Source organism: Arthrobacter sp. 9V, from assembly GCF_902506065.1.
Classification (GTDB): Bacteria; Actinomycetota; Actinomycetes; order Actinomycetales; family Micrococcaceae; genus Arthrobacter.
The window spans coordinates 1,984,617-2,007,029 of record NZ_LR732912.1 but is presented as its reverse complement, the minus strand read 5'-3'; the positions used below and the strand labels follow the sequence as shown (position 1 = coordinate 2,007,029).

Below are 22,413 nucleotides of genomic sequence, written 5' to 3'. Positions count from 1 at the left end.
GAGCCATGGAGTGGACCGCCGACATTTTGGGAACCGACTTCCAGTCCTGCGGCCTTGACGCCACAGGCCCCGATGGCGTGATCCGGCATGCCACCCTGATCCGACACAGGGTCCAGCCCGGTAACGACCCAAGCAATGACGGCCAGTCACCGCAGAAGCGTTACGGCGCGATACTTTTCCTGCATGGGTGGAGTGACTACTTCTTTAATACCGAGCTGGCTTCTTTTTGGGCAGAGCAAGGCTACGACTTTTACGCACTGGACATGCACAACCACGGCCGGAGCCTCCAAGCCGACATGCCGGGCGGTTACGTAGCAAACCTGACCGACTACGACGCCGAGATCGAAAAAGCGATTGACATCATTCATGACGATCGTGCCGCATCCCCGAAAGGCAGCCTGACCCTGATGGGGCACTCAACCGGAGGTTTGGTGGCCGCACTGTGGGCCAGCCGTCATCCGGACGATGTCCAACACCTGATTCTGGACAGTCCATGGCTGGAGATGCACGGCAGTTCCTTGGTCCGCCGCGCCGCCCAGGCCATGGTGTCCCCTATCGCAAAGCTCCGCCCCGAAACAGTCTTGCGGTTGCCGGAGCGCGGCTTCTACTTTCGCAGCATAAGCAGCACCGCCGAAGGGGAATGGACCTTGGATGAAAACTATAGGCCACCGCTGGCATTCCCGGTTCGCGCAGGCTGGCTGAGTGCTGTCTTCGCCGGCCACTCACAGGTGGCCCGGGGCCTGAAGCTTGAGATGCCGGTCCTGGTACTAACCTCTACCACCAGCGCGAACGGCATGGTGTGGCAGGAGTCAATGCGCCGTTCGGATGCCGTGCTGGACGTGGGGGTCATCGCCTTACGGGCCATGGCCTTGGGGCGGACAGTTACCTTGGAACGAATCGACGGCGCCCTCCACGACGTCTTTCTGTCGGCCCCTGCCGTGCGGAAGGACGCCTACGCGCGGCTTGCCAGGTGGGTCAACGGATTCATGGACAACAATGAGCCGGAGCATCGGCCAAAAGGAGGGACATGACCACCACGGAGGAATCGGTTTCACTGTGGCAACCCGACATTCTGGGCCACGGTTACGAGTTCATGGACCTACCCATGAAAGCCGATGAGGAAGGGCCGGTGAAGGCGACCCTCATCAGGTATGCACCGCCGGCAACCCAGCCGTCCACGCAAGGTGTGCTTGACTTCCTTACTTCCTTCACCAAGCGCAGACGGCGCCCTGCAGCAACTGACCCCGGCGGAGCGCCGAGAGCTGTTCTCTACCTGCACGGTTGGGCGGACTACTTCCTGCAGACCGAACTGGCGGAGTACCTGACCGCTTCGGGCTTTCACTTTTATGCCTTGGACCTTCGAAAGTTCGGCCGCAGCCTCTTGCCGGGACAGACGCCTGGCTACACCTCGGACCTGGGCGTTTACGACGAAGAGCTCGCCGCGGCCCTGCGTGAAATAGAACGGGACGTTGCCCTTAGGACCGGTCGTGCCACGCCGCCCACCATCCACATGCTCGCCCATTCGCTGGGAGGGTTGATCGCGGCTCTGTGGGCCGACCGCAATCCCGGTCGGCTGGGTACACTCGTCCTGAATTCGCCCTGGCTCGAACTCCAGGGAAGCAGTCTGGTCCGAAGCATAGCCATGCATCTGGTGGAACCTTTTGCCCGTACCGACCCGAAACGTCCCTTCAAATTCCCGGAAATGCCTGCGTACTGGGAAAGCGTCAGCAATGAGGGACATGGCGAATGGATCCTGGACCCCGTATGGCGCCCGCGGGCTTCGTTTCCCATCCGCGCCGGGTGGACAAAAGCAGTTCTGGCGGGGCACGCGGCAGTGGAACGCAAGCTCAACATCGACGCACCGGTGTTGGTACTCCTCTCCGGGCGGACCCGGATCCAGGCAGAATGGACTGCGGACCTCATGCGCGCCGATGCTGTCATCGACGTCGAGGAAACCTCACGGAGGGCGCTCGGCCTTGCCCGGCGGACTGCCGTGTTCCGCTACCCCGGGGCCCTGCACGACGTCTTCCTCTCAAGGCGCACCGTTCGTCAACAGGCGTACCGCGACGTAGCAGTGTGGCTGGCGGCCTATCCCTACTGAGTTAGCAGGGGCATGCTACTTAGCGAGTGAACCAGCTACTTGGCCGCGGGCGCGGCGTCTACGGCCCCGCCGTAACGGCGGTCCCGTTGCGCGTAAATCTCGACGGCGTCCCACAGTGTCCGCCGGTCCACGTCCGGCCACAAAGTGTCCATGAAGACGAACTCTGCGTAGGCCGATTGCCAGAGCAGGAAGTTGGACAATCTCTGCTCACCCGAGCTGCGAAGAAACAGATCCACATCGGGAAGGTCGGGCTCATCCAGATACTTCTGAATCGTCTTCTCGGAGACAGATCCCGGCTTCAAGCGTCCGGCGGCGACGTCGTGCGCAATCGCTGAAACGGCGTCGGCAATTTCCGCACGGCCGCCGTAATTAACACACATGGTCAAGGTGCAGGTGTCGTTGGCGCGGGTATAGTCCTCAGCCTCCTCCAACTCCTTGATTACCGAACCCCACAGTCGGGGGCGGCGGCCGGCCCAGCGGATCCGGACACCCCACTCATCGAGTTGGTTGCGCTGGCGACGTAGTACATCCTTGTTAAATCCCATGAGGAAGCGAACCTCCTCGGGCGAGCGGCGCCAATTCTCGGTGGAGAACGCATATACGCTGACGTACTTGATTCCGAGTTCAATGGCCCCCGCCATAACGTCCAGAAGCGCAGGCTCCCCGGCTTTGTGCCCCTCTATCCGGGGAAGGCCACGCTGATTGGCCCAACGCCCGTTGCCGTCCATGACTATGGCTACGTGCTGCGGGATGAACTCGCTCGGGATGCCCGGCGGCACAGCACCGGAAGGGTGTCCATAGGGAGCAACGACGGGAGCCGTCCTTGCCGCCGTTGTTTTGCTTTTCTTTCCAAGTACCACTGTCAGCTTCGCTCCACGTGTTTGAGTGATTTCAAGGCCCGCTCAAGGTGCCATTGCAGGTAGCTTGCCACTAGGCCGGCTGCTTCCCGCCTGTGCCGAGGATCTGAAGCGTCGGCAACGCTCCAGGTACCAGTCAGCAGGGCGCTGAGAAGCACCACAGTCTCCGGCGCCGGAGCCGGTGAACCAGGGGGTCTGCAGTCGCTGCACACCATGCCGCCTACGGGAGCGGCAAAAGCTGTATGAGGACCGGGACGGCCACAACGTGCACAATCGGTGAAACTTGGCGCCCAGCCGCCGGTGGCCAATGCCCGCAATAAGTAGGAATCGAGAATGAGTTCCGGCGGATGGTCCGAACGGCTCAACGCAGCCAAGGCACCAACCAGCAGATTGTAGTGGGCCGTCCCTGATTCAGTATCGGCATCCGTGAGCTTCTCGGCAGTCTCCGTCATGGCGGCGGCTACGGTAAAACGCCCGTAATCGGCGGCGATACTGCTGCCATATGCCCCCTTCGCCACGGCTTGGGTCACAATGTCCAAGGTCCGGCCTTGGACAAGTTGCAGATCCGCCACCATAAACGGTTCCAACCGCGCTCCGAAGCGGCTACTGGTCCTGCGGACACCCTTGGCAACAGCGCGTACCTGGCCATGATGCTTGGTCAGCAAAGTAATGATTCGATCCGCCTCGCCCAGCTTGTGGGTGCGGAGCACCACGGCATCGTCCCGATAGGACCGTGCTGCAAACGACGGATTGGCCACATCTAATCTTCGCACTATGCCAAGGTCCGGCAGTGTTCGCCGGACCGTGTGGTGACGGTATTTCCCGTCACCACACGGCGCATGCTTAAGCCTGGGCGTCCCGGACGGCCCGGTTTACTGCCGAAATCAGCGCCTTGAGGGACGACGTAGTGGTGCTGGGATCAATTCCCACGCCCCACAAAACCCGCTCGCCCACGGCGCATTCGACGTATGCTGCCGCGCTTGCGCTGCCACCTTCGGACAGAGCGTGCTCGCTGTAATCCAACACCCGCACATCAACGCCGTCGTGGTGCAGTATGTCCAACAGGGCGGCAATGGGCCCATTGCCGTGGCCCGTCCGGCGAACTTCGACGCCATCGATCCGCAGGTTTGCGTTCATGGTCATTGCACCGGATTCGTCCGTCTCAGTGCTCACGCTACCCAGACCATAGCGGCCCCACTGCGCTTGCTCTTCGTCGGAGGGGAGGTATTCGTCCTGGAAGATCTGCCACAGTTGGGCACCACTAACCTCGCCGCCCACGGCATCGGTACGGCGCTGGATGACTCCGGAGAACTCGATCTGGGCCCGACGGGGCAGATCCAGGTTGTGCTCGTTCTTCAGCAGATACGCAACGCCGCCCTTTCCGGACTGCGAGTTGACGCGGATGACGGCTTCGTAGCTGCGGCCAAGATCCTTGGGATCGATGGGCAGGTACGGCACCTGCCAGGTGAAGTCGTCCACCGACTTCCCGGCAGCAGCGGCATCCTTCTCCAGCGCCTCGAAGCCCTTCTTGATGGCATCCTGATGTGAGCCGGAAAAGGCAGTAAAAACGAGGTCGCCACCGTAGGGTGAGCGCTCCGGAACCGGCAGCTGGTTGCAGTACTCCACTGTGCGGCGGATTTCATCGATATCAGAGAAATCGATCATGGGATCAACGCCCTGCACGAACATGTTCAAGCCCAGTGTTACCAAATCCACGTTGCCGGTGCGTTCGCCGTTGCCGAACAGGCAGCCTTCAATGCGATCCGCACCTGCCAGGTAGCCGAGTTCAGCAGCAGCTACGCCCGTTCCGCGGTCGTTGTGGGGATGAAGGGAGATGATGATTCCCTCACGAGGGTGCAGGTTGCGGTGCATCCACTCGATCGAGTCGGCGTAGACGTTGGGGGTTGCCATTTCAACGGTGGCAGGCAGGTTGATGATGACCTGCTTATCAGCAGATGCCTCGAAAACGTCTGCAATGGCATTGCACACGCGGGCGGCATATTCGAGCTCGGTTCCGGTAAAGGACTCCGGCGAGTATTCATAGGTGATGTGCGTGTCCGTGAGGGTTTCCTCATATTTCTTGCACAAGCGGGCACCCTGCAGGGCAATGTCCAGAATGCCGTCCTCGTCCTGGTTGAACACGACGCGACGCTGCAGTACGGAGGTGGAGTTATACAGGTGCACAATGGCCTGCTTGGCGCCAACCAGAGACTCGTAGGTGCGCTCAATCAAGTGTTCACGGGCTTGCGTCAGAACCTGGATGCTGACGTCATCCGGAATATGGCCACCCTCAATGAGCTGTCGAACGAAGTCGAAGTCTGTCTGTGACGCGGAGGGGAACCCAACCTCGATCTCCTTGTAGCCCATCTTGACCAGCAGCTGGAACATCTTCAGCTTGCGGGCAGGACTCATGGGATCGATCAGGGCCTGGTTGCCGTCGCGCAGGTCAACTGCGCACCAACGCGGAGCCTTGGTGATCACCTTGTCCGGCCAAGTGCGGTCAGGTACCTCTACGGAAATCTGATCCTGGAACGGCAGGTAGCGGTGAGTCGGCATACCGGAGGGCTTTTGTGCATTACGCATGACGTGTGGCCTTTTCTCTAAGAACTAAGTGAAAGCTTAGCCGGACACAACGGAACTCCGCGGCGAGGATGGCCCAGCTTCAGATAGCTTTCAGGCCTCGCCGCGGCAGCTAAGAAGAAGCATCGCCGTACGCACAAATTCACAGTAACACGATGCGTATGATGACAGTGCAACACCTCATGCAACGTCCACTATGCAGACGCAGCGACGGTGGCAACGCCGGCTGCAGTGTCCACACAAGGAGCCACAGTGCCACAGTCGGGGATCTCTCTTTCCAATATCGATCACAGCGTCCGGCCCCAGGACGACCTCTATCAGCATGTCAACGGCGCATGGCTCAACAGCACATCGATCCCCGATGACAGGCCTCTTGAGGGCACTTTTACGGCTTTGCGGGATGGCGCCGAGTTAGCCGTCAAGGCGATCATCGAAGAAGCCGCCGCCAAGGGACAATCAGCTACCGGCATCGAACAAAAAGTCGGCGGCCTCTATGCCAGCTTCATGGACGAAGAAGCAGCCGAAGCAAAAGGAATGGACCCCGTGCGGGGCCGTCTTGATGAGGTGCGGGCGGTGGGCTCCGCAGATGAACTGGCCGCCCTGATGGGACGGTTGTTCCGCTCCGACGTCTCGGGTCTCTTCTCCATCTACCCTGCCCCGGATGCCGGCAACCCCGAACGAATCCTCCTGTACATCGGACAGGGTGGCCTGGGTTTGCCGGACGAGTCTTACTACCGTGAAGAGAAGTTCGCGGCCATTGTGGCTGCTTACGGTGACTACATCACCAAGTTGTTCAGCCTTGGGGGCATCCCTGACGCGCAAGCTGCCTCACAGCGCATCATCGCACTTGAGACCGCCTTGGCCTCCCACCACTGGGACAACGTCACCCTGCGTGATCCCCAAAAGACGTACAACCTCAAGACTGCAGATGAGGCCGTAGCGATTTTCCCCCTTCTGGACATCTGGTTCCAGGCAGCACGGGTGGAACCTGCAAAACGAAGTGAAATTGTGGTTAGCACTCCGGACTTCTTTGCAGGCGCTGCGGCTTTGCTTGAGTCCGAGTCGCTGGAAACCTGGAAGGAATGGCTGACACTTCGGGTCCTCAGCTCGGCCGCCCCCTATCTGTCATCCGGGTTCGTGGCCACGAACTTCGACTTTTACGGCACCACGCTCAGTGGCACGCCGCAGAACAAAGAACGGTGGAAGCGAGGGGTGGCCGTCGTCGAAGCAGCCCTTGGCGAAGCTGTAGGCCAGATCTATGTAGATCGGCACTTCCCGGCCGGACACAAGGCAAGAATGGAGACACTGGTCTCAAACCTCATCGAGGCCTACCGCGAAAGTATCTCCTCCCTGGGATGGATGGGCGAGGAAACCAAGAAGGAAGCCCTCAAGAAGTTGGGCGCCTTCCGTCCAAAAATTGGTTTCCCGGAGAAGTGGATCGACTACTCCGCGGTGGAGATCGACCCCACCGATCTTCTGGGCAATGTGGAGCGCGCCCACGACGCGGACGTGGATCGGCACTTGGACGAAATCGGCAAGCCCGTTGACCTCACAAAATGGCTCATGACACCGCAGACGGTAAACGCCTACTACCATCCAATGCTCAACGAGATCGTTTTCCCTGCAGCCATCCTTCAGCCTCCGTTCTTCACTGCGGACGCCGATGATGCTGTGAATTATGGCGGCATCGGTGCAGTGATCGGCCACGAAATCGGTCATGGCTTCGATGACCAAGGGTCCCAGTTCGATGGCAGCGGTGCGCTCCGGAACTGGTGGACAGAGGACGACCGCACGGCGTTCGAAGCGCTCACCGCCAAATTGGTTGCCCAGTACGACGCCTTATCGCCTTATGCCGCGCCGGAACATAAGGTCAACGGCAAGCTGACCTTGGGCGAAAACATTGGCGACCTCGGCGGCCTGACCATTGCGTACAAGGCCTACCTCCTTAGCTTGAACGGGGCCGGGCCGGAGGTCATTGACGGTTTTACAGGGTTCCAACGGTTCTTTATGTCGTGGGCCGCCGGTTGGCGCCAGGTAATCCGCACTGAAGAAGCTATCCGAAGGCTGGCTACCGACCCCCACTCCCCCAACGAGTTCCGCACCAACGCCATTGCCCGGAACCTCGACGCGTTCCATGAAGCTTTCGCCGTCACTGAAACCGACGGCATGTGGATGGAACCAGGCGAACGAGTCAGCATCTGGTAGTTCCGCAAAAAGTGAAGGCCGGTCCAGTTCGATAACTGGACCGGCCTTCACTTTTTATGTCCCCTGCGGGAACGCGTCGCTACTGATCTATGTAGTCCGGATTCACCTGTTGACACACGGCATCGCTGGCCGTTTGGTTGACCACGTCGGGCGGTACAGAGGCCGCTCCGTAAGCGGTACCCGTACCGAAATCGGTACCCACGTAAAGCTGCACTCCCGCTACACCCGGAGCTTCCTGAACCTGCGCGGCCGGGATACCGAAAAGTGTAGCTACATCGGCCGCCACGTCAGCGAACCCAGGGCCGTAGTAGAGCACTGTCTGATCCACCGGATTGGCCAGGTAAGACACTGCCTGGGTAAAACCGTTGCCGGTCAGCACGGTCATGAGTTCCTGGGCTCTGGTAGGAACTCCGCTGCCGTTGGCTACAGCCACCGGCTGAATCGCTTTGTCGTAAGCCGGCGCGGCAGGAGTGGTGGCCGTGGGCTGCGGGGCCGGACTTTCACTCGGTGCGGGAGAAGACGTTGCACCCGGTGTTGTGAGGTCCAAGTCGGCACGAAGTGCAGCAAATAGTTGTGATGCCTGGGGATCGACGAGTTCCAAGCGATTAGGGTCAACTGCGGCTTGTTGCGTGGGCACCGCTACGAACGCCACCTTGGAAACGTCAATATCCTTGAGCCGCCCGCCAATGGTGAGCAGCGAAGGAACTGAAGCGAGTCCCTCGTCCACCGTCAGGTTCTGGGTGACCACGTCTGCAATTTGCAGCAGCCTCTGCGGGTTGCCCAGAGTTCCCTCGTCTTTGAGCTTCCTGGTGAGGGACGAGAGGAACGCTTGCTGGCCCTTGATACGGCCGAGGTCGCCTCCGTCACCAAAAGCGTGCCGGGTCCGGAGGAACGCCAAGGCTTGTTCGCCCTCAACCAGGGAATCCCCCTTGGCCAACCGGAGCCGCGAGTCCGGGTCAAAGACCGGATCACTGACGCAGACTTTGACACCGCCGACGGCATGGGACAACTCCTTGACAGCGTTGAAGTCAGCCATCATGAAGTGATCGATTTCCAGGCCCGTGAGCTTGTTGATGGTGTCCACGGCGCAACCAATTCCAGCCTCAGCCATGGCCTCGTTGATCATTACGCCACTGCGGGCTGGGAATGTCTGGTTATTGGTGCGATCGGTACATTGCGGCACGTCAACCAACAGATCCCGCGGAAAACTCAAGACGTTGACCCGTTTGTTGTCCGCAGAAATGTCCAGCAGCATCATGACGTCCGAATGGCCGTAGCCAGTGGAGTCTTCGGTACTGCCGTATTCCGCATTCTTGCCATCACGGGTATCGGAACCGAGGATCAGGATCTGCAAACGATCCGTTTTGTCGTCGGCCAGGGCGTCACCGGCATTACGGCTTTCCGCAGCGCTCAAGGGCGCCTTGGTGATGTTGGTCTGCAGCCGGATAAACCAAAAAGCGGCAAAGGCAACGCCTGCAACCAGCGCAACGGAGACTACGCCGGTAACAATCTTCAACCAAAGTGGGAGCCCTTTGGGCGCCTTCATGTGGCGAGGGGTGCCGTCGGCATCCTCCCCATGGCGTGCCCCTGCAGGGCCAGCGGTGCCGGTGCCCTGCGGGCGGGCGTCACGACGTCGCACTATTTGGTTTACCTTTCATCAAACAGCTGGATCCCCGCAATCATAGTTGCCGTTTCTGGGAAGTTCCTTATGGAGCCCCGAGCCACGCCGGATCCAGTGATGCACATCAGAAGCCGAGTTTGACCAATTGCTTGGGATCGCGTTGCCAATCTTTGGCAACCTTAACGTGAAGATCAAGGTAGATCCGGGTGCCCAGAAGCGTTTCAATACCCTTACGGGCGTTGGTTCCCACCTCACGCAACCGACTTCCGCCCTTGCCGATAATGATCGCCTTCTGGGAGGGGCGTTCGACGTAAAGATTCACCCGAACATCCAACAGCGGGTTGTCCTCGGTACGGCCTTCACGCGGAACGATCTCCTCCACTACCACTGCCAGTGAGTGGGGAAGCTCATCGCGGACGCCCTCAAGGGCCGCTTCGCGAATAAGCTCGGCGATCATCACAGCCTCAGGCTCGTCAGTGAGCTCCCCGTCGGGATAAAGCGGTGGTGAGGACGGCATGTGGCTGATCAGGACGTCGGCAACGGTAGAAACCTGGAAACCATCGGCGGCAGACACGGGTACGATGTCCGCCCAGCCCTGCTCACCCAGAACGTCGCGGCCCAACGCGGCTACCGCCAGCAATTGCTCAGTCAACGCCTGACGGTCCACGAGGTCGGTCTTGGTCACCAGCGCCACAATGGGCTTGCGACCGACGGCGGCCAGTTGAGCCGCGATGTATTTGTCGCCGGGGCCGATTTTTTCGTTGGCCGGCAGGCAGAAGCCAATGGCGTCCACTTCCGCCAGCGTATCGGCTACAAGCTCGTTCAGACGCTTCCCCAGCAGAGTGCGTGGCCTGTGGAGACCCGGGGTGTCCACAAGGATCAATTGGGCATCTTCGCGGTGGACAATTCCTCGGATGGTGTGCCGCGTTGTTTGCGGTTTGGCGGAGGTGATGGCCACCTTTTGCCCCACCAAGGCATTGGTCAGTGTTGACTTTCCCGCATTGGGCCGGCCCACAAGCACCGAGAAGCCCGCGTGGAAGCCACCGAAATCTGCATCGGCGTCGAATTTCTTATTTTGCTTGCTCACGTGGAACTCCCTGTTGCGTTGAGTCGGCGTCATCGAGTAGGTCTTCAAAGTCAGTGTCTTCCTTTGGCATGGCTGCCGCAATGATGTGGCTGACCCTGTTTCGGCGACCCTCCAGCCTATCGGCCCGGAGCGATATTCCGTTCACTTCAACAGCGCTCCCCACAATGGGGACCTGGCCAAGGGCTTTAGCCAACAGCCCGCCCACTGTATCCACTTCGTCGTCGTCCAGATCAATATCGAAAAGTTCGCCCAGGTCATCGATGCTCATCCGGGCACTGACGCGGTACGTGCCATCGCCGAGGTCGACAGCCTCTTCCGCTGCGGCATCGTATTCATCCACAATCTCGCCAACGATTTCCTCAATGAGGTCCTCAAGGGTGACCAATCCGGCCGTGCCGCCGTACTCGTCAATGACGATTGCTACGTGCGTGGACTCCTTCTGGAGTTCCTTGAGAAGATCGCTCACCGGCTTCGATTCCGGGACATACCGCACGCCCCGCGCGAGCGAGTCGACGTCGTGGACCTGCAGTCCCGGCTCCCGCCGATGCATGGCAGCTGCCACGTCCTTGAGGTAGAGAATTCCACGGATCTGATCAGTGTTCTCTCCGATGACCGGGATCCTCGAGTAACCGGAACGAAGGAACAGGCCCATGGCAGTTTCGAGATCCGAACCAGTACCAATGCTGACAATGTCCGTGCGGGGAACCATGACGGAACGCACCAAGGTGTCTCCGAAATCGAAAACCGAATGAATGAGTTCCGCTTCGTTGTCTTCGATCATGTCCGACTCCGCAGCACGATCGACGAATTCGCGGAACTCTTCCTCGCTGACGAAAGCATCGTCCCCACTCGGCGCGCCGGGCGCAACTGCCTGTCCCAAAGCCACCAGCCATCCGGGGATCGGCCCCAGTATCCAGCAGAGGAACCTAATGAGCGGTGCCGTGAAACGCACGACGGGTCCGGAGTGGGCCCGGCCCAGCTGCCTGGGCGAAACGCCCACCAGCACGAAGCCGATCACCGCCATAATGCCCGTTGCTGCAAGCCCGGCGAGCCATACGTTGTCCAGCATGCTGTGCAGAACCACCGCGACGGCGACTGCTGCCGCCATCTCGAACCACACTCGCCAGAACCGGAGGGCGCGCATATGTGCGATCGGATTCTTGAGGATACCCCCCAGCGCCTTGCCCTTGCTTCGCACTATGGATTGTTCAGCCTCATGCCGGGGCAGGAAGTTGAACGCAGCCTCGGCTGCGGTCAGCAGGGCAACAAAGCTGAGGAAAACCAGCGCCATGCCGACCAGGATGATCGAGGTCACTGCATGGTCTCCATGGGGGCATCCTTGCCCAGGAATTCAGACAGCAGTTCCCGCTGCAAACCAAACATCTCTGCTTTTTCCTCCGGCTCGGCATGGTCAAAGCCAAGCAGGTGAAGAATGCCGTGAGTGGTCAGGAGCAGCATTTCATCCTGCGTGGCGTGGCCGGCATTACGTGCCTGCACCTCGGCCACCTGCGGGCAAATGGCAATGTCGCCCAGCATGCCTTGCGGCGTGGGCTTGTCCGGAGTGCCTGGTGTCAGTTCGTCCATGGGCACGGACAAAACGTCCGTAGCTCCGGGCTCGTCCATCAGTTCGATGTGCAGTTTCTCCATAGCCGGTTCATCGACCAAGAGGATGGACAGTTCAGCTTGGGGGTGAATGTACAACCGCTCAAAGATGAAGCGTGACAACGTCACCAACTGTGCCTCGTCCACCACCACACCGGACTCGTTGTTGACTTCAATGCTCATTGACGTTCTCCACGTTTGTTTTGCGCTCCGGGTTTGTACTGAGTGTGTGCAACCTGGCTGTTATGAGCGTCATCCCACGTGCTGTAGGCGGAGACGATATCCGCTACCAAGCGGTGCCGCACGACGTCTGTTGCTTCCAGGATGGAAAAGTTGACGTCGTCGATCCCCTTGAGGATTTCCCGGACGATCCGCAAACCCGACGTCGAACCGGACGGCAGGTCGATCTGCGTGACGTCGCCGGTGACCACCATTTTCGATCCGAAACCCAGACGGGTGAGGAACATCTTCATCTGCTCCGGCGTGGTGTTCTGTGCCTCGTCCAAAATGATGAAGGCGTCGTTCAGCGTACGTCCGCGCATGTAAGCCAACGGGGCTACCTCGATGGTTCCGGCAGCCATCAGGCGAGGAATGGACTCAGGGTCCATCATGTCGTGCAACGCGTCATAAAGCGGGCGAAGATAGGGGTCGATCTTGTCGCTTAGGGTGCCGGGGAGGAAGCCAAGCCTCTCCCCCGCTTCCACGGCAGGCCGGGTCAGAATGATCCGGCTGACTTCCTTTGTCTGCAGGGCCTGCACGGCTTTGGCCATGGCCAGGTAAGTTTTGCCGGTACCCGCAGGACCGATTCCAAAAATCACCGTATTGTCGTCGATCGCGTCAACATAGTTCTTCTGGTTCAGCGTCTTGGGACGTATGGTCTTGCCCCGGCTGGAGAGGATGTTATGAGTGAGGACATCGGCCGGATTCTGCACGGACTGGGCCCTCAAAAGGGACACCAGCTGCTGAAGGATATCCGGGGTAACCACGGTCCCTTTCGCCACGAGCCCGCGGACTTCCTCCAAGAGGCGCATCACGCGTGGAATGACCGTGGAAGGGCCGGTCATGGAGAGCTCGTTGCCGCGGACGTGGAAATTGACGTCCTGGAACTGTTCCTCGATGTAGCGCAAGGCTTCGTCGTGGCTGCCCAACGAGTGAACCATTTGGTCGGAGTTGTCGAACGTGACAACTTCAGTGCGCGTACCCGGTAGTGTGTGCGGGAACTCGGTAGGCGGCTGGTTGCCGTTTCCGGTCCTGAGCCGCCCGTTCAAAGATTCACTCATAGTGCTGGCCTTAGGCCTTTTCTCCTCCGGTTGGTCATATTAACGCCATCAATTCGACATTCGTGGCCGCTGTAACACGCCCGTCCGGATGCCGGAATGTCTTCAATCCTACGCCAGCACGGCGCCCGATGACCCGAAACCGGCTTCGCTGGCAGCACCTTTGCCGTCATGTCATACATATTGTCTCAACTCGGCATCAAGCGGGTATCAATCATGTTTCAGTTGGCGCCGGTCCGCCGAATCCCGGCTGACTGCCGTCGACGATGTGCCAAGCTGGCATAGCGGGTGACATCAGCACCTTGCGTCCCGGCTTGGCGGCCGGGGATCGGCGGCCGGGCTGCCACGAGACACACAGTGAGGCAGGACACCCATTACGGAGCCATCAAGCATCGGAAACGGCGCGAGCAGGCGGACGAAATCCGTCATTGCCGTGCCGGCGATGCTTGCTGTCCTGCTGCTGACGGGTTGCATTGCCAACGGCGGCGGCACAGAAGCCAGCACCATTTCCCCGCCGGTCACCGCTCAAGACGCACCGGCCAGTCACGCACCGCTTGAAACTACGCAAGCCTCCACGAAAATCCCGGTTTACTGGATTGGACGCAGCAAGGAAGAGGTCTACCTCTACCGCGAGTTCCGGGACATCTCCGGGGACGGAAACCCTGTGACCACCGCACTCCGGATCATGATGTCTGAAAAACCCCTGGACCACGACTTCTTCACGCCCTGGCAGGCCCCGGAGAATTTGGCTACGTCCATCTCCGGCAAGAATGTCATCACTGTTGATATTTCGCGTGATGCCTTTAACTCAAACCTCGACGCCGGAATGGCACAGCGTGCCGTCCAACAACTGGTCTACACAGCAACTGCAGCAGCATCGTCCTCGGGGCTCATCAACTCCGGCCAGCAAATCCAAGTTGTCATATTGGTTGACGGGCACAAGGACTACATGGCGTTCGGGCAAATAAAGCTCGGCCAACCCATGGAACGGAACGCATCCCTCGTGGCGCCGCTATGGATTATTGATCCGCAAGAGGAAACAACATTGCCTGCAGGTGCGGTCAAATTTAATGGCCGTAGCACCGACAGTTCAAAGCCCGTCAGCTGGCAGATCCTTCAAGAGAACGGCAAGGGCGAAAAGACCAGCCTGTTCACGGGACAGACGCAGGCAACCGGTGATCCGGATCAATACGGAGTCTTCACTTTCAGCGCCCAATTGAAGGCCGGAAAGTATGAATTGCGGGTTTCCCAAGTCGATGAGGCCGGCGCAACCATCGAAACGAGCATCGACACCCGCTTGTTCAACGTCGGATAACTGCTGCGTAGGACGTTTTTCGCACTTCCTGCCGGGGAGGGCTGCTACCAGCGGCCCAGAACGTCACTTGCAAGAACGACGGCGGCGGGCCCCGCCGTCGAGGACCTCAAGACGTGGTGACCCAGGAGTGCCGTTACGGCACCAGCGTCACTAAGCCGGGTTACCTCACGCGGCGAGATACCGCCCTCCGGTCCAACGATCAAGAGCACCTCTCGCGGAGTCCCTTCGTCTCCATTCAGAAACGCATGTGACTCATCAAGGACAGTCCGCAAAGGGTTCTTGGCGTCTTCATGGAGGATGATGGCCAGGTCAGCGGCGGCGACGGCCTTCGCCAAAGCGCTGGTGTCCACGATGGAGCGCACCTCAGGAATCCAAGCCCGCCGTGCCTGCTTAGCTGCCGCAGTGACCACCGATTGCCATTTCGCGTGCGCTTTGGCTGCGCGTTCACCCTTCCAACGCACGATTGCCCGCTCGGATTGCCAAGGAATGACCGCATCTATTCCGAGTTCCGTGGCAGTCTCAATGGCCAGTTCGTCGCGATCACCTTTGGCGAGTGCCTGAACCAGCACCAGCCGGATCTCCGGCTGGTGCTCGACCAGGACCTCCGACGCCTCAACCGTAAGGGTGCTGGAACCGGCGTCAACCACAGTTCCGGTCAACCGCATGCCCGATCCATCTGCTATGTCCACGGGCTCTCCCACAGCCAACCGCTTGACCGTGACGGCGTGGCGGGCCTCAGCACCCTCCAGGACGAAGGTGGACCCGGGGATCAAATGGTCGAGACTACCCGTGGGCGTAAAGAAGACCGGATTACTCACCGCTACAGGTTACCGAGCTTGTCCCGAAGCTTCGCGAACATGCCGCCGCTGGCCACAAGCTTTCCTTCGGTAAACTGCTCACCGCGCAGTTTGGCGAGCTGCTGCAGGAGTTCCTCCTGGGCGGGGTCGAGCTTGGTTGGGGTCTCCACGTGCAAATGCACCTTAAGATCGCCGCGGCCGTAGCCCCGGAGATGCGTAACACCCAACCCGCGGAGGGTAATGACTTCCCCGGACTGAGTACCGGCTTTCACGTCAATGTCCTGTGCGCCGTCGAAGGTGTCCAGCTGCAGTTCGGTGCCGAGTGCTGCTGCCGTCATGGGCACGCTCAGTGTCGCGTGGAGGTCGTCTCCTTCACGCATGAACATGGAATCGTTGTTGACCCGTATCTCCACATAGAGATCGCCGGCGGGACCGCCTGCGGGACCGGCTTCGCCTTGTCCGGACAACTGGATGCGTGTTCCGGTGGCTACACCGGCGGGGACCTTGATGGTGAGGGAACGGCGGCTGCGGATCCGGCCCTGCCCGTTGCACTCGTTGCAGGGGTCCTTAATGACCGTGCCGAAGCCTTCACAAGAACCGCAAGGGGCGGTGGTCATGACCTGGCCGAGGATGGAACGGACGGCCCGCTGGACCTGGCCGCTGCCACCGCAAATGTCGCATCGTTCCGGGTGGGTGCCCGGGCGGCAGCAGCTGCCCTCGCACGTGGGGCAAGTTACGGCGGTGTCCACTTCGAGCTTCTTGTTGACACCGAACACGGCGTCCTTCAGATCGATGCGGACGCTGATGAGCGCATCCTGGCCGCGACGCACCCGGGAAGCCGGTCCACCGTGGCCTCCACCTCCGCCGAAGAAGGTGTCAAAGATGTCCTGGAACGCGAAACCCTGGCCGGCGTAGCCGCCCCCAAAACCGTTGTCGGTTCCGTTTTCATTGCCCGTGGCGTCGTAGACGCGTCGCTTCTGGGGATCGGACAACACTTCGTAGGCGTGGGTTACGGCCTTGAACTGTTCCGCGACATCTTCACCGGGGTTTACGTCAGGGTGCAGTTTCCGCGCCAACTTGCGGTACGCCTTTTTGATCTCTTCCCCGGTGGCTTCCGGCGAGACTCCCAAAACGTCATAGTGGCTGCTCAAAGTCGGTATCTCTTCCTAGTTGTACTGCGGATGTTTCCTCGGACCGGTGTTCAGCCGCCGAGAATGCGGGAAAGGTAACGGGCCACGGCGCGAACTGCCGCCATGGTGGTGGGATAGTCCATACGGGTGGGGCCAAGAATTCCCACTTTGGCACCGGAGCCGTAGCCGGTTGCTACGACGGACGCCTCCGCCAAACCATCGTAGGGATTCTCCCGGCCTATGCTCACAGTGACGCCGCGGGGATCATCCCCCATGTCAGACAACAACCGGAGCATGACAACTTGTTCCTCGAGTGCCTCGAGCACCGGTCCGATGCTCAGGGGGAAGTCCACATTGGAGCGGGCCAGATTTGCGGTTCCGGCCATCAGGATGCGCTCTTCGCGGCTGGTGTCGCTGAGTGACTGCAGCCCCTGGGCCAACGTCTGCGCAAGGCCCCGAAGCTCCGGAGGGCACAGTGCAACTACCGAAGGAAGCACTTGCGGCAAAAGGGCCAGCTGGGTGCCTGCAATGTTGCCAAGGAACCGGGACCTCAAGAGCATCAAGGCCTCGTTGCTCACGTCAGTGCCGGCGTCGATCACCTTCTGCCCAACGCTGCCTGTGTCCGCAATCAGGACCACAAGGACCTGCTTGGGGGCGAGCAGGACAAATTCCACGTGACGAACCAACGCCCGATTGGAATGCGGGTACTGTACTACAGCCACCTGGTTGGTCAGCTGGGAAAGGAGCCTGACAGTACGCTCCAGGATGTCGTCAATATCATCCGGGCCTTCGAGCAATGAGTGGATGGCCCTGCGTTCGGCTGCCGACAGGGGTTTGACCTGCGAAATGCGGTCAACGAACAGACGGTAGCCCTTGTCTGTGGGGATTCGGCCTGCGCTGGTATGGGGTGCAGCAATAAGGCCCTCCTCTTCCAGAACAGCCATGTCATTCCTGATGGTGGCACTGGAAACGCCAAGATGGTGCCGCTCCACAAGGGCCTTGGACCCGACAGGCTCCCTGGAATGCACGTAATCTTCAACGATGGCACGCAGCACCTCAAGCTTGCGCGGCTCACTCATTGCTCCACCTCCTGACGACTGCCATGGTCCCTACGACCGGTCAACGCGTGATCTCAATCGGACCTCCACATTTAGCACTCAACATGCCCAAGTGCTAACAAGTCTAGTATGAGCTACCCCGTTGTTAGCATTGAAACCTGCCGCGGGCAGCTTCGGCCCGAACCATAAACCAGCACAAAAGGTAGGAATTCCTTGGCTTTGAACAATTGGGGTCCGCAGGATCTGTCAGCTCCAGCCAAAAAGCAACTGCCGGAAGTAGCTGTGCAACGGGGAATGGTCCTCGAGGACGTCCAGTCCGGTTGGGTGGGCGAAGTCACCCGCGTTGAGAAATCCGGCGGCATGCACGTGGTCTCCCTGGAGGACCGCCGCGGAAAGACCAAGTCCTTCCAGTTGGGATTCGGGTTCCTCCTCGAAGGACAGGCCATACGGTTGATGCCTCCTGCACCGCGCTCCGCCACATCCCCCGTTCCGGCTGGCCGGACGGCCTCAGGCTCCGTGAGGGTTAAGGGTCAACGCGCCCAGGTAGCCAAGGCCAGCCGCATCTGGGTGGAAGGAAAGCACGACGCCGAGCTCGTGGAGAAGGTCTGGGGTGACGATCTCCGGGTGGAAGGCATCGTGGTTGAACCTTTGCATGGCGTTGACGACCTGAAATCCGCCATCGCAGAGTTCAATCCGGGCTCTGGTCGCAGGCTTGGCATCCTGGTGGACCACCTCGTCCCCGGCTCCAAAGAGTCCAGGATCGCAGCCGATGCCATGACAGTGCCGGGGGCTGCAGGAAACGTCCTCATTGTTGGCCATCCCTACGTGGACGTCTGGCAAGCCATCCGGCCCAAGGTCCTGGGCATTGAGGCGTGGCCTGCCGTTCCCCGCGGGACCGACTGGAAGACGGGGATCCTCAGCGCCTTCGGCTGGCCGCATGAGACCGCTGAAGACATAGGCTTGGGCTGGCAACGGCTCTTGGGTGCAGTCCGCACCTATGCCGACCTCGAAGCATCACTGTTGGGTCGCGTCGAAGAAGTCATTGATTTCCTCACAGTTCCTTGACGCGGGGAGCCTCAGCCAACACCAACTACCGTGTCAACGGGGCGTTGGTCCAGGGAAGGGCGTTCAGGCCGGTATTCTGGGACAGCAACACCGCAGCATCGTTTACAGCAAAGGGAAGACACCGTGGCAGATAACGCTCCTGAAGAACCGGGCAGCGCCGCAGGCCGGCCCCAGTACCATGGCGCGCCTGCCAATGCACTGCCGTTGACGGCCAGCGAGGACAGGCAATGGGCTACTTTGGCCCACTTCGGCGGCATCCTGGGATGCCTTCCGTCCCTTTTGATCTATTTGATTTTCCGGGATCGCGGGCCGTTCACTGCGCAGGAATCAAAAGAAGCGCTGAACTTTACGCTGCCTCCCACCATCGCCGCAGTCCTGGCCAACATCCTGGTGCTGCTCCCCGTAGTGGGCAATATCTTCGCCGTTATCGCCACCGCTATCTGGGTGGCACTGACGTGCTTCTCAGTCTCGGCGGGCATCCGGGTAAACCACGGTCAGCCCCACCGCTACAAGGTCAACCTTCGCTGGATGAAGTAGCGGGGTCAGTCCGGCAAAATCCTTCGGACCACAGCGTCAGCCAGAAGACGGCCCTTCAGAGTCAGAACCAGCCGGCCCTTGAATGCCTGCACCGGGTCCACCAGTTGGTCCGCAATGAGACCGGCCATTGCGTGGCGTCCGATCCCATCCAAAGCATCTACGGACAATCCTGTGCCCAGCCGGGCTTCAAGCATGATGCGCTCGACTTCCCGGGTTTCGGCGTCCAGGGTTTCCCGTCCGGCGGCCGGCGAGCTTCCACTCCCGAGCCTTGAGGCGTATGCAGTGGGGTGCTTGACGTTCCACCACCTGACACCTCCCACGTGCGAATGGGCGCCGGGGCCAATGCCCCACCAGTCATCTCCACGCCAATAGGCAAGGTTGTGCCGGCACGCCTGTTCGGGCGTCCTTGACCAGTTGCTGACCTCGTACCAGTTCAGGCCCGCTTCGGAGATCATTTTCTCAGCCAGCTCGTATTTGGACGCGTGGTCGTCGTCATCAATGCCGGGTACCTCACCGCGACGTATCTGGGCGGCCAGTTTGGTGCCGTCCTCCACGATCAATGCGTAGGCACTGATGTGATCAGGCTGGTACGAGAGTGCAGTTTCAAGGGACAACTGCCAGTCGGCCATGGACTCCCCCGGCGTGCCGTAGATGAGGTCCAAGCTGACAGCGAGCCCGGCTTCACGCGCCCACTGTACAACGAGGGGCACACGGCTGGGAGTATGGGTGCGGTCCAGGACCTTCAAAACGTGCGGGACTGCGGACTGCATGCCGAAAGAGACCCTGGTGAAGCCTGCATCCGCCAGAACTTTGAGGGACTCGGGAGTTACGGAATCCGGATTCGCCTCGGTAGTAACCTCCGCGCCGGGTTCAAGTCCCCAATGATCGACGGCGGCGCGCAGGATCCGCGCCAGGTCTTCAGCCGGGAGGAGGGTTGGCGTACCGCCACCAAAGAAGACAGTACTGAGTGGACGTCTTGGCAAACCCGAGGCATCCAGCGCCGTTGCGGCGAAATCCAGCTCAGAGACGGCCGTAGACGCGTATGCGTCCTGAGAGGCACCCCCGCCAAGCTCCGTCGCCGTGTAGGTGTTGAAATCGCAGTAGCCACAACGTACGGCACAAAACGGAATGTGGACATAGAGCCCGAATTTGCGGTGCTCGACCCCGGCCAACACCTGCGGAGGCAAGATGCCGTCCGCAGGTGCCGGGTCGCCCAGAGGTAGGACGCTGGGCATTTACTTCTTGGCCTTGTCCTTGGATTCATCGGTGGTCAGAGCTGCGATGAATGCCTCTTGGGGCACCTCCACGCGACCCACCATCTTCATACGCTTCTTGCCTTCTTTCTGCTTCTCGAGCAGCTTGCGCTTACGGGTGATGTCACCGCCGTAGCACTTGGCAAGAACGTCCTTACGGATGGCCCGGATGCTCTCGCGGGCAATGATGCGGGATCCGATAGCCGCCTGGATGGGCACCTCGAACTGTTGCCTTGGAATAAGCTCCCGGAGCTTGCCGGTCATCATCACGCCATAGGCGTAAGCCTTGTCCCGGTGGGTGATGGCGCTGAAGGCATCCACTTGTTCACCCTGCAGCAGGATGTCAACCTTCACGAGGTCGGCCACCTGCTCGCCGTCGGCCTTCCAGTCCAGCGAAGCGTAGCCACGCGTCTTGGACTTCAGGAGGTCGAAGAAGTCGAATACGATCTCGGCCAGCGGGATCCAGTAGCGAAGCTCAACCCGGTCCTCGGACAGGTAATCCATGCCGCGCATCTGGCCTCGCCGGCTCTGGCAGAGTTCCATGATGGACCCAACAAACTCGTTGGGCGCGAGGATGGTTGCAGAAACCATGGGCTCGCGAACCTCGGAGATTTTGCCCGTGGGGTATTCACTGGGGTTGGTGACGTGGATAACCTTTTTGTCCTCAAGGGTTACCTCGTACTCCACGTTGGGAGCTGTGGAGATGAGGTCAAGGTTGTACTCACGCTCAAGGCGCTCACGCGTGATCTCGAGGTGAAGCAGACCAAGGAAACCTACGCGGAACCCAAAGCCCAGTGCCGCGGACGTCTCGGGCTCATAGACCAGCGCAGCATCGTTGAGCATCAGTTTTTCCAAGGCATCACGGAGTACCGGGTAATCCGTGCCATCCAGCGGGTAGAGACCGGAGAAGACCATCGGCTTTGCGTCAGCGTAGCCGCTCAGCGATTCCGACGCCGGCTTGGCGAGGTTGGTGACAGTATCGCCAACCTTGGACTGGCGGACATCCTTCACGCCGGTAATGAGGTAGCCCACTTCGCCGACACCAAGCCCCTTTGACGGTGTGGGCTCCGGGGAGCTGACACCAATCTCCAAGAGCTCGTGCGTTGCGCGGGTAGACATCATCTGAATGCGTTCGCGGGGGTGAAGCATGCCGTCCACTACACGGACGTAGGTCACTACGCCGCGGTAGGTGTCATAGACGGAGTCAAAGATCATGGCGCGGGCCGGAGCGTTCGGGTCGCCAACCGGCGCGGGGAGGTCGCGGACAATCTTGTCCAGCAGCGCCTCCACGCCAACTCCGGTCTTGCCCGAAACCTTGAGGACGTCCTCGGGGTCGCCGCCAATGAGGTTGGCAAGTTCTGCCGCGTACTTCTCGGGCTGGGCAGCCGGGAGGTCGATCTTGTTCAGCACCGGAATGATGGTGAGGTTGTTTTCCATCGCCAGATACAAGTTGGCAAGGGTCTGGGCTTCAATGCCTTGGGCCGCATCCACCAGCAGCACTGCGCCTTCACAGGCGGCGAGCGAGCGGGAAACCTCATACGTGAAGTCAACGTGGCCAGGGGTATCGATCATGTTCAGTGCATAGCTGTTGCCATCAAGTTCCCACGGCATACGGACAGCCTGGGACTTGATGGTGATGCCGCGCTCACGTTCGATATCCATGCGGTCCAGATACTGGGCCTTCATGTCGCGTTGTTTAACGACGCCGGTGTACTGCAGCATGCGGTCGGCCAAGGTGGACTTACCGTGGTCAATGTGGGCAATGATGCAGAAGTTCCGGATGATGGCCGGATCTGTTGCGGCGGGCACCGGTGCGGTGCGGGCCATGGGAGACACGCAGGATCCTTACTGTCGACACTCGCACGGCGATTCCTGGAACCGGGCATAGGCCAGCCGGAACACGCCGCGCATCTGATCCTCTAGTCTCC

The 22,413-nt window shown here is 60.2% G+C and carries 19 protein-coding genes; 6 read left to right on the top strand and 13 right to left on the bottom strand.

Annotation, left to right across the window (positions count from 1 at the left end; translation table 11 throughout):
- Positions 1-5 precede the first annotated feature (5 nt).
- Together BACI9J_RS09450 and BACI9J_RS09445 are read left to right on the top strand one after the other, a co-directional pair.
- Positions 6-1,031, top strand: coding sequence for an alpha/beta hydrolase (locus BACI9J_RS09450; RefSeq protein WP_159734145.1), 1,026 nt, complete (start codon positions 6-8; stop codon positions 1,029-1,031).
- Positions 1,028-2,101, top strand: a complete 1,074-nt coding sequence (locus BACI9J_RS09445; RefSeq protein WP_159734144.1) for an alpha/beta hydrolase — start codon at positions 1,028-1,030, stop codon at positions 2,099-2,101. The genes BACI9J_RS09450 and BACI9J_RS09445 overlap by 4 nt, the downstream gene beginning before the upstream one ends.
- A 35-nt stretch (positions 2,102-2,136) precedes the next feature.
- Here BACI9J_RS09445 and BACI9J_RS09440 read toward each other — a convergent pair whose 3' ends face one another.
- The 3 genes from BACI9J_RS09440 to leuA all read right to left on the bottom strand — a co-directional run bounded on the left by BACI9J_RS09440 (position 2,137) and on the right by leuA (position 5,541).
- Complete coding sequence (locus tag BACI9J_RS09440; protein ID WP_159734143.1) at positions 2,137-2,961, bottom strand: isoprenyl transferase; 825 nt, start codon at positions 2,959-2,961, stop codon at positions 2,137-2,139.
- Between the two features lie 2 nt (positions 2,962-2,963).
- Entirely contained in the window at positions 2,964-3,716 is a 753-nt protein-coding gene (gene recO / locus BACI9J_RS09435) for a DNA repair protein RecO (protein WP_159734142.1), read from the bottom strand.
- Positions 3,717-3,801: 85 nt separating this feature from the next.
- Positions 3,802-5,541 (bottom strand): 2-isopropylmalate synthase, encoded by a 1,740-nt coding sequence (gene leuA, locus BACI9J_RS09430; protein WP_159734141.1) that lies wholly within the window; start codon positions 5,539-5,541, stop codon positions 3,802-3,804.
- A 249-nt stretch (positions 5,542-5,790) separates the two neighbouring features.
- Between leuA and BACI9J_RS09425 the strand changes: the two genes are divergently transcribed.
- Positions 5,791-7,743: a M13 family metallopeptidase gene (locus BACI9J_RS09425; RefSeq protein WP_159734140.1), complete on the top strand. Its 1,953-nt coding sequence runs from the start codon at positions 5,791-5,793 to the stop codon at positions 7,741-7,743.
- A gap of 79 nt (positions 7,744-7,822) precedes the next feature.
- Here BACI9J_RS09425 and BACI9J_RS09420 read toward each other — a convergent pair whose 3' ends face one another.
- The 5 genes from BACI9J_RS09420 to BACI9J_RS09400 all read right to left on the bottom strand — a co-directional run bounded on the left by BACI9J_RS09420 (position 7,823) and on the right by BACI9J_RS09400 (position 13,333).
- Positions 7,823-9,382 (bottom strand): LCP family protein, encoded by a 1,560-nt coding sequence (locus tag BACI9J_RS09420; protein ID WP_159734139.1) that lies wholly within the window; start codon positions 9,380-9,382, stop codon positions 7,823-7,825.
- A gap of 106 nt (positions 9,383-9,488) precedes the next feature.
- Positions 9,489-10,451, bottom strand: a complete 963-nt coding sequence (gene era, locus BACI9J_RS09415) for a GTPase Era (protein WP_159734138.1) — start codon at positions 10,449-10,451, stop codon at positions 9,489-9,491.
- The gene (locus tag BACI9J_RS09410; protein WP_159734137.1) at positions 10,435-11,766 is read right to left on the bottom strand and encodes a hemolysin family protein; all 1,332 of its coding nucleotides are present in this window, start codon (positions 11,764-11,766) and stop codon (positions 10,435-10,437) included. Before BACI9J_RS09410 ends, era begins: the two co-directional genes overlap by 17 nt.
- Positions 11,763-12,236 (bottom strand): rRNA maturation RNase YbeY, encoded by a 474-nt coding sequence (gene ybeY / locus BACI9J_RS09405; RefSeq protein WP_159734136.1) that lies wholly within the window; start codon positions 12,234-12,236, stop codon positions 11,763-11,765. The genes BACI9J_RS09410 and ybeY overlap by 4 nt, the downstream gene beginning before the upstream one ends.
- Complete coding sequence (locus BACI9J_RS09400; protein WP_159734135.1) at positions 12,233-13,333, bottom strand: PhoH family protein; 1,101 nt, start codon at positions 13,331-13,333, stop codon at positions 12,233-12,235. The genes ybeY and BACI9J_RS09400 overlap by 4 nt, the downstream gene beginning before the upstream one ends.
- A 439-nt stretch (positions 13,334-13,772) precedes the next feature.
- Between BACI9J_RS09400 and BACI9J_RS09395 the strand changes: the two genes are divergently transcribed.
- Entirely contained in the window at positions 13,773-14,645 is an 873-nt protein-coding gene (locus BACI9J_RS09395) for a GerMN domain-containing protein (protein WP_159734134.1), read from the top strand.
- A 44-nt stretch (positions 14,646-14,689) separates the two neighbouring features.
- On the opposite strand, the gene BACI9J_RS09390 is transcribed toward BACI9J_RS09395, so the two are convergent.
- From BACI9J_RS09390 to hrcA, 3 genes are read right to left on the bottom strand one after another with little or no spacing between them, the layout of a single operon-like run.
- The gene (locus BACI9J_RS09390; protein WP_159734133.1) at positions 14,690-15,463 is read right to left on the bottom strand and encodes a 16S rRNA (uracil(1498)-N(3))-methyltransferase; all 774 of its coding nucleotides are present in this window, start codon (positions 15,461-15,463) and stop codon (positions 14,690-14,692) included.
- 2 nt (positions 15,464-15,465) lie between these two features.
- The gene (gene dnaJ / locus BACI9J_RS09385) at positions 15,466-16,593 is read right to left on the bottom strand and encodes a molecular chaperone DnaJ (protein ID WP_159734132.1); all 1,128 of its coding nucleotides are present in this window, start codon (positions 16,591-16,593) and stop codon (positions 15,466-15,468) included.
- Positions 16,594-16,643: 50 nt separating this feature from the next.
- The gene (gene hrcA, locus BACI9J_RS09380; RefSeq protein WP_159734131.1) at positions 16,644-17,651 is read right to left on the bottom strand and encodes a heat-inducible transcriptional repressor HrcA; all 1,008 of its coding nucleotides are present in this window, start codon (positions 17,649-17,651) and stop codon (positions 16,644-16,646) included.
- A 192-nt stretch (positions 17,652-17,843) separates the two neighbouring features.
- Between hrcA and BACI9J_RS09375 the strand changes: the two genes are divergently transcribed.
- The gene (locus BACI9J_RS09375; RefSeq protein ID WP_159734130.1) at positions 17,844-18,695 is read left to right on the top strand and encodes a DUF3097 domain-containing protein; all 852 of its coding nucleotides are present in this window, start codon (positions 17,844-17,846) and stop codon (positions 18,693-18,695) included.
- 123 nt (positions 18,696-18,818) lie between these two features.
- The gene (locus BACI9J_RS09370) at positions 18,819-19,232 is read left to right on the top strand and encodes a DUF4870 domain-containing protein (protein ID WP_159734129.1); all 414 of its coding nucleotides are present in this window, start codon (positions 18,819-18,821) and stop codon (positions 19,230-19,232) included.
- 5 nt (positions 19,233-19,237) lie between these two features.
- On the opposite strand, the gene hemW is transcribed toward BACI9J_RS09370, so the two are convergent.
- Positions 19,238-20,467 carry a radical SAM family heme chaperone HemW gene (hemW, locus tag BACI9J_RS09365; RefSeq protein WP_159734128.1) on the bottom strand — a complete coding sequence of 410 codons (1,230 nt, stop codon included), beginning with the start codon at positions 20,465-20,467 and terminating at the stop codon, positions 19,238-19,240.
- Complete coding sequence (gene lepA, locus BACI9J_RS09360; RefSeq protein WP_011774924.1) at positions 20,468-22,321, bottom strand: translation elongation factor 4; 1,854 nt, start codon at positions 22,319-22,321, stop codon at positions 20,468-20,470. It abuts the gene before it with no gap.
- Between the last annotated feature and the right edge of the window lie 92 nt (positions 22,322-22,413).

Bases quoted from the DNA above. Each gene is read 5' to 3' on its own strand.
- BACI9J_RS09450 (WP_159734145.1), top strand. From the start codon at position 6: ATGGAGTGGACCGCCGACATTTTGGGAACCGACTTCCAGTCCTGCGGC.
- BACI9J_RS09445 (WP_159734144.1), top strand. From the start codon at position 1,028: ATGACCACCACGGAGGAATCGGTTTCACTGTGGCAACCCGACATTCTG.
- leuA (WP_159734141.1), bottom strand. From the start codon at position 5,541: ATGCGTAATGCACAAAAGCCCTCCGGTATGCCGACTCACCGCTACCTG.
- ybeY (WP_159734136.1), bottom strand. From the start codon at position 12,236: ATGAGCATTGAAGTCAACAACGAGTCCGGTGTGGTGGTGGACGAGGCA.
- BACI9J_RS09400 (WP_159734135.1), bottom strand. From the start codon at position 13,333: ATGAGTGAATCTTTGAACGGGCGGCTCAGGACCGGAAACGGCAACCAG.
- BACI9J_RS09395 (WP_159734134.1), top strand. From the start codon at position 13,773: ATGCTTGCTGTCCTGCTGCTGACGGGTTGCATTGCCAACGGCGGCGGC.
- hrcA (WP_159734131.1), bottom strand. From the start codon at position 17,651: ATGAGTGAGCCGCGCAAGCTTGAGGTGCTGCGTGCCATCGTTGAAGAT.
- hemW (WP_159734128.1), bottom strand. From the start codon at position 20,467: ATGCCCAGCGTCCTACCTCTGGGCGACCCGGCACCTGCGGACGGCATC.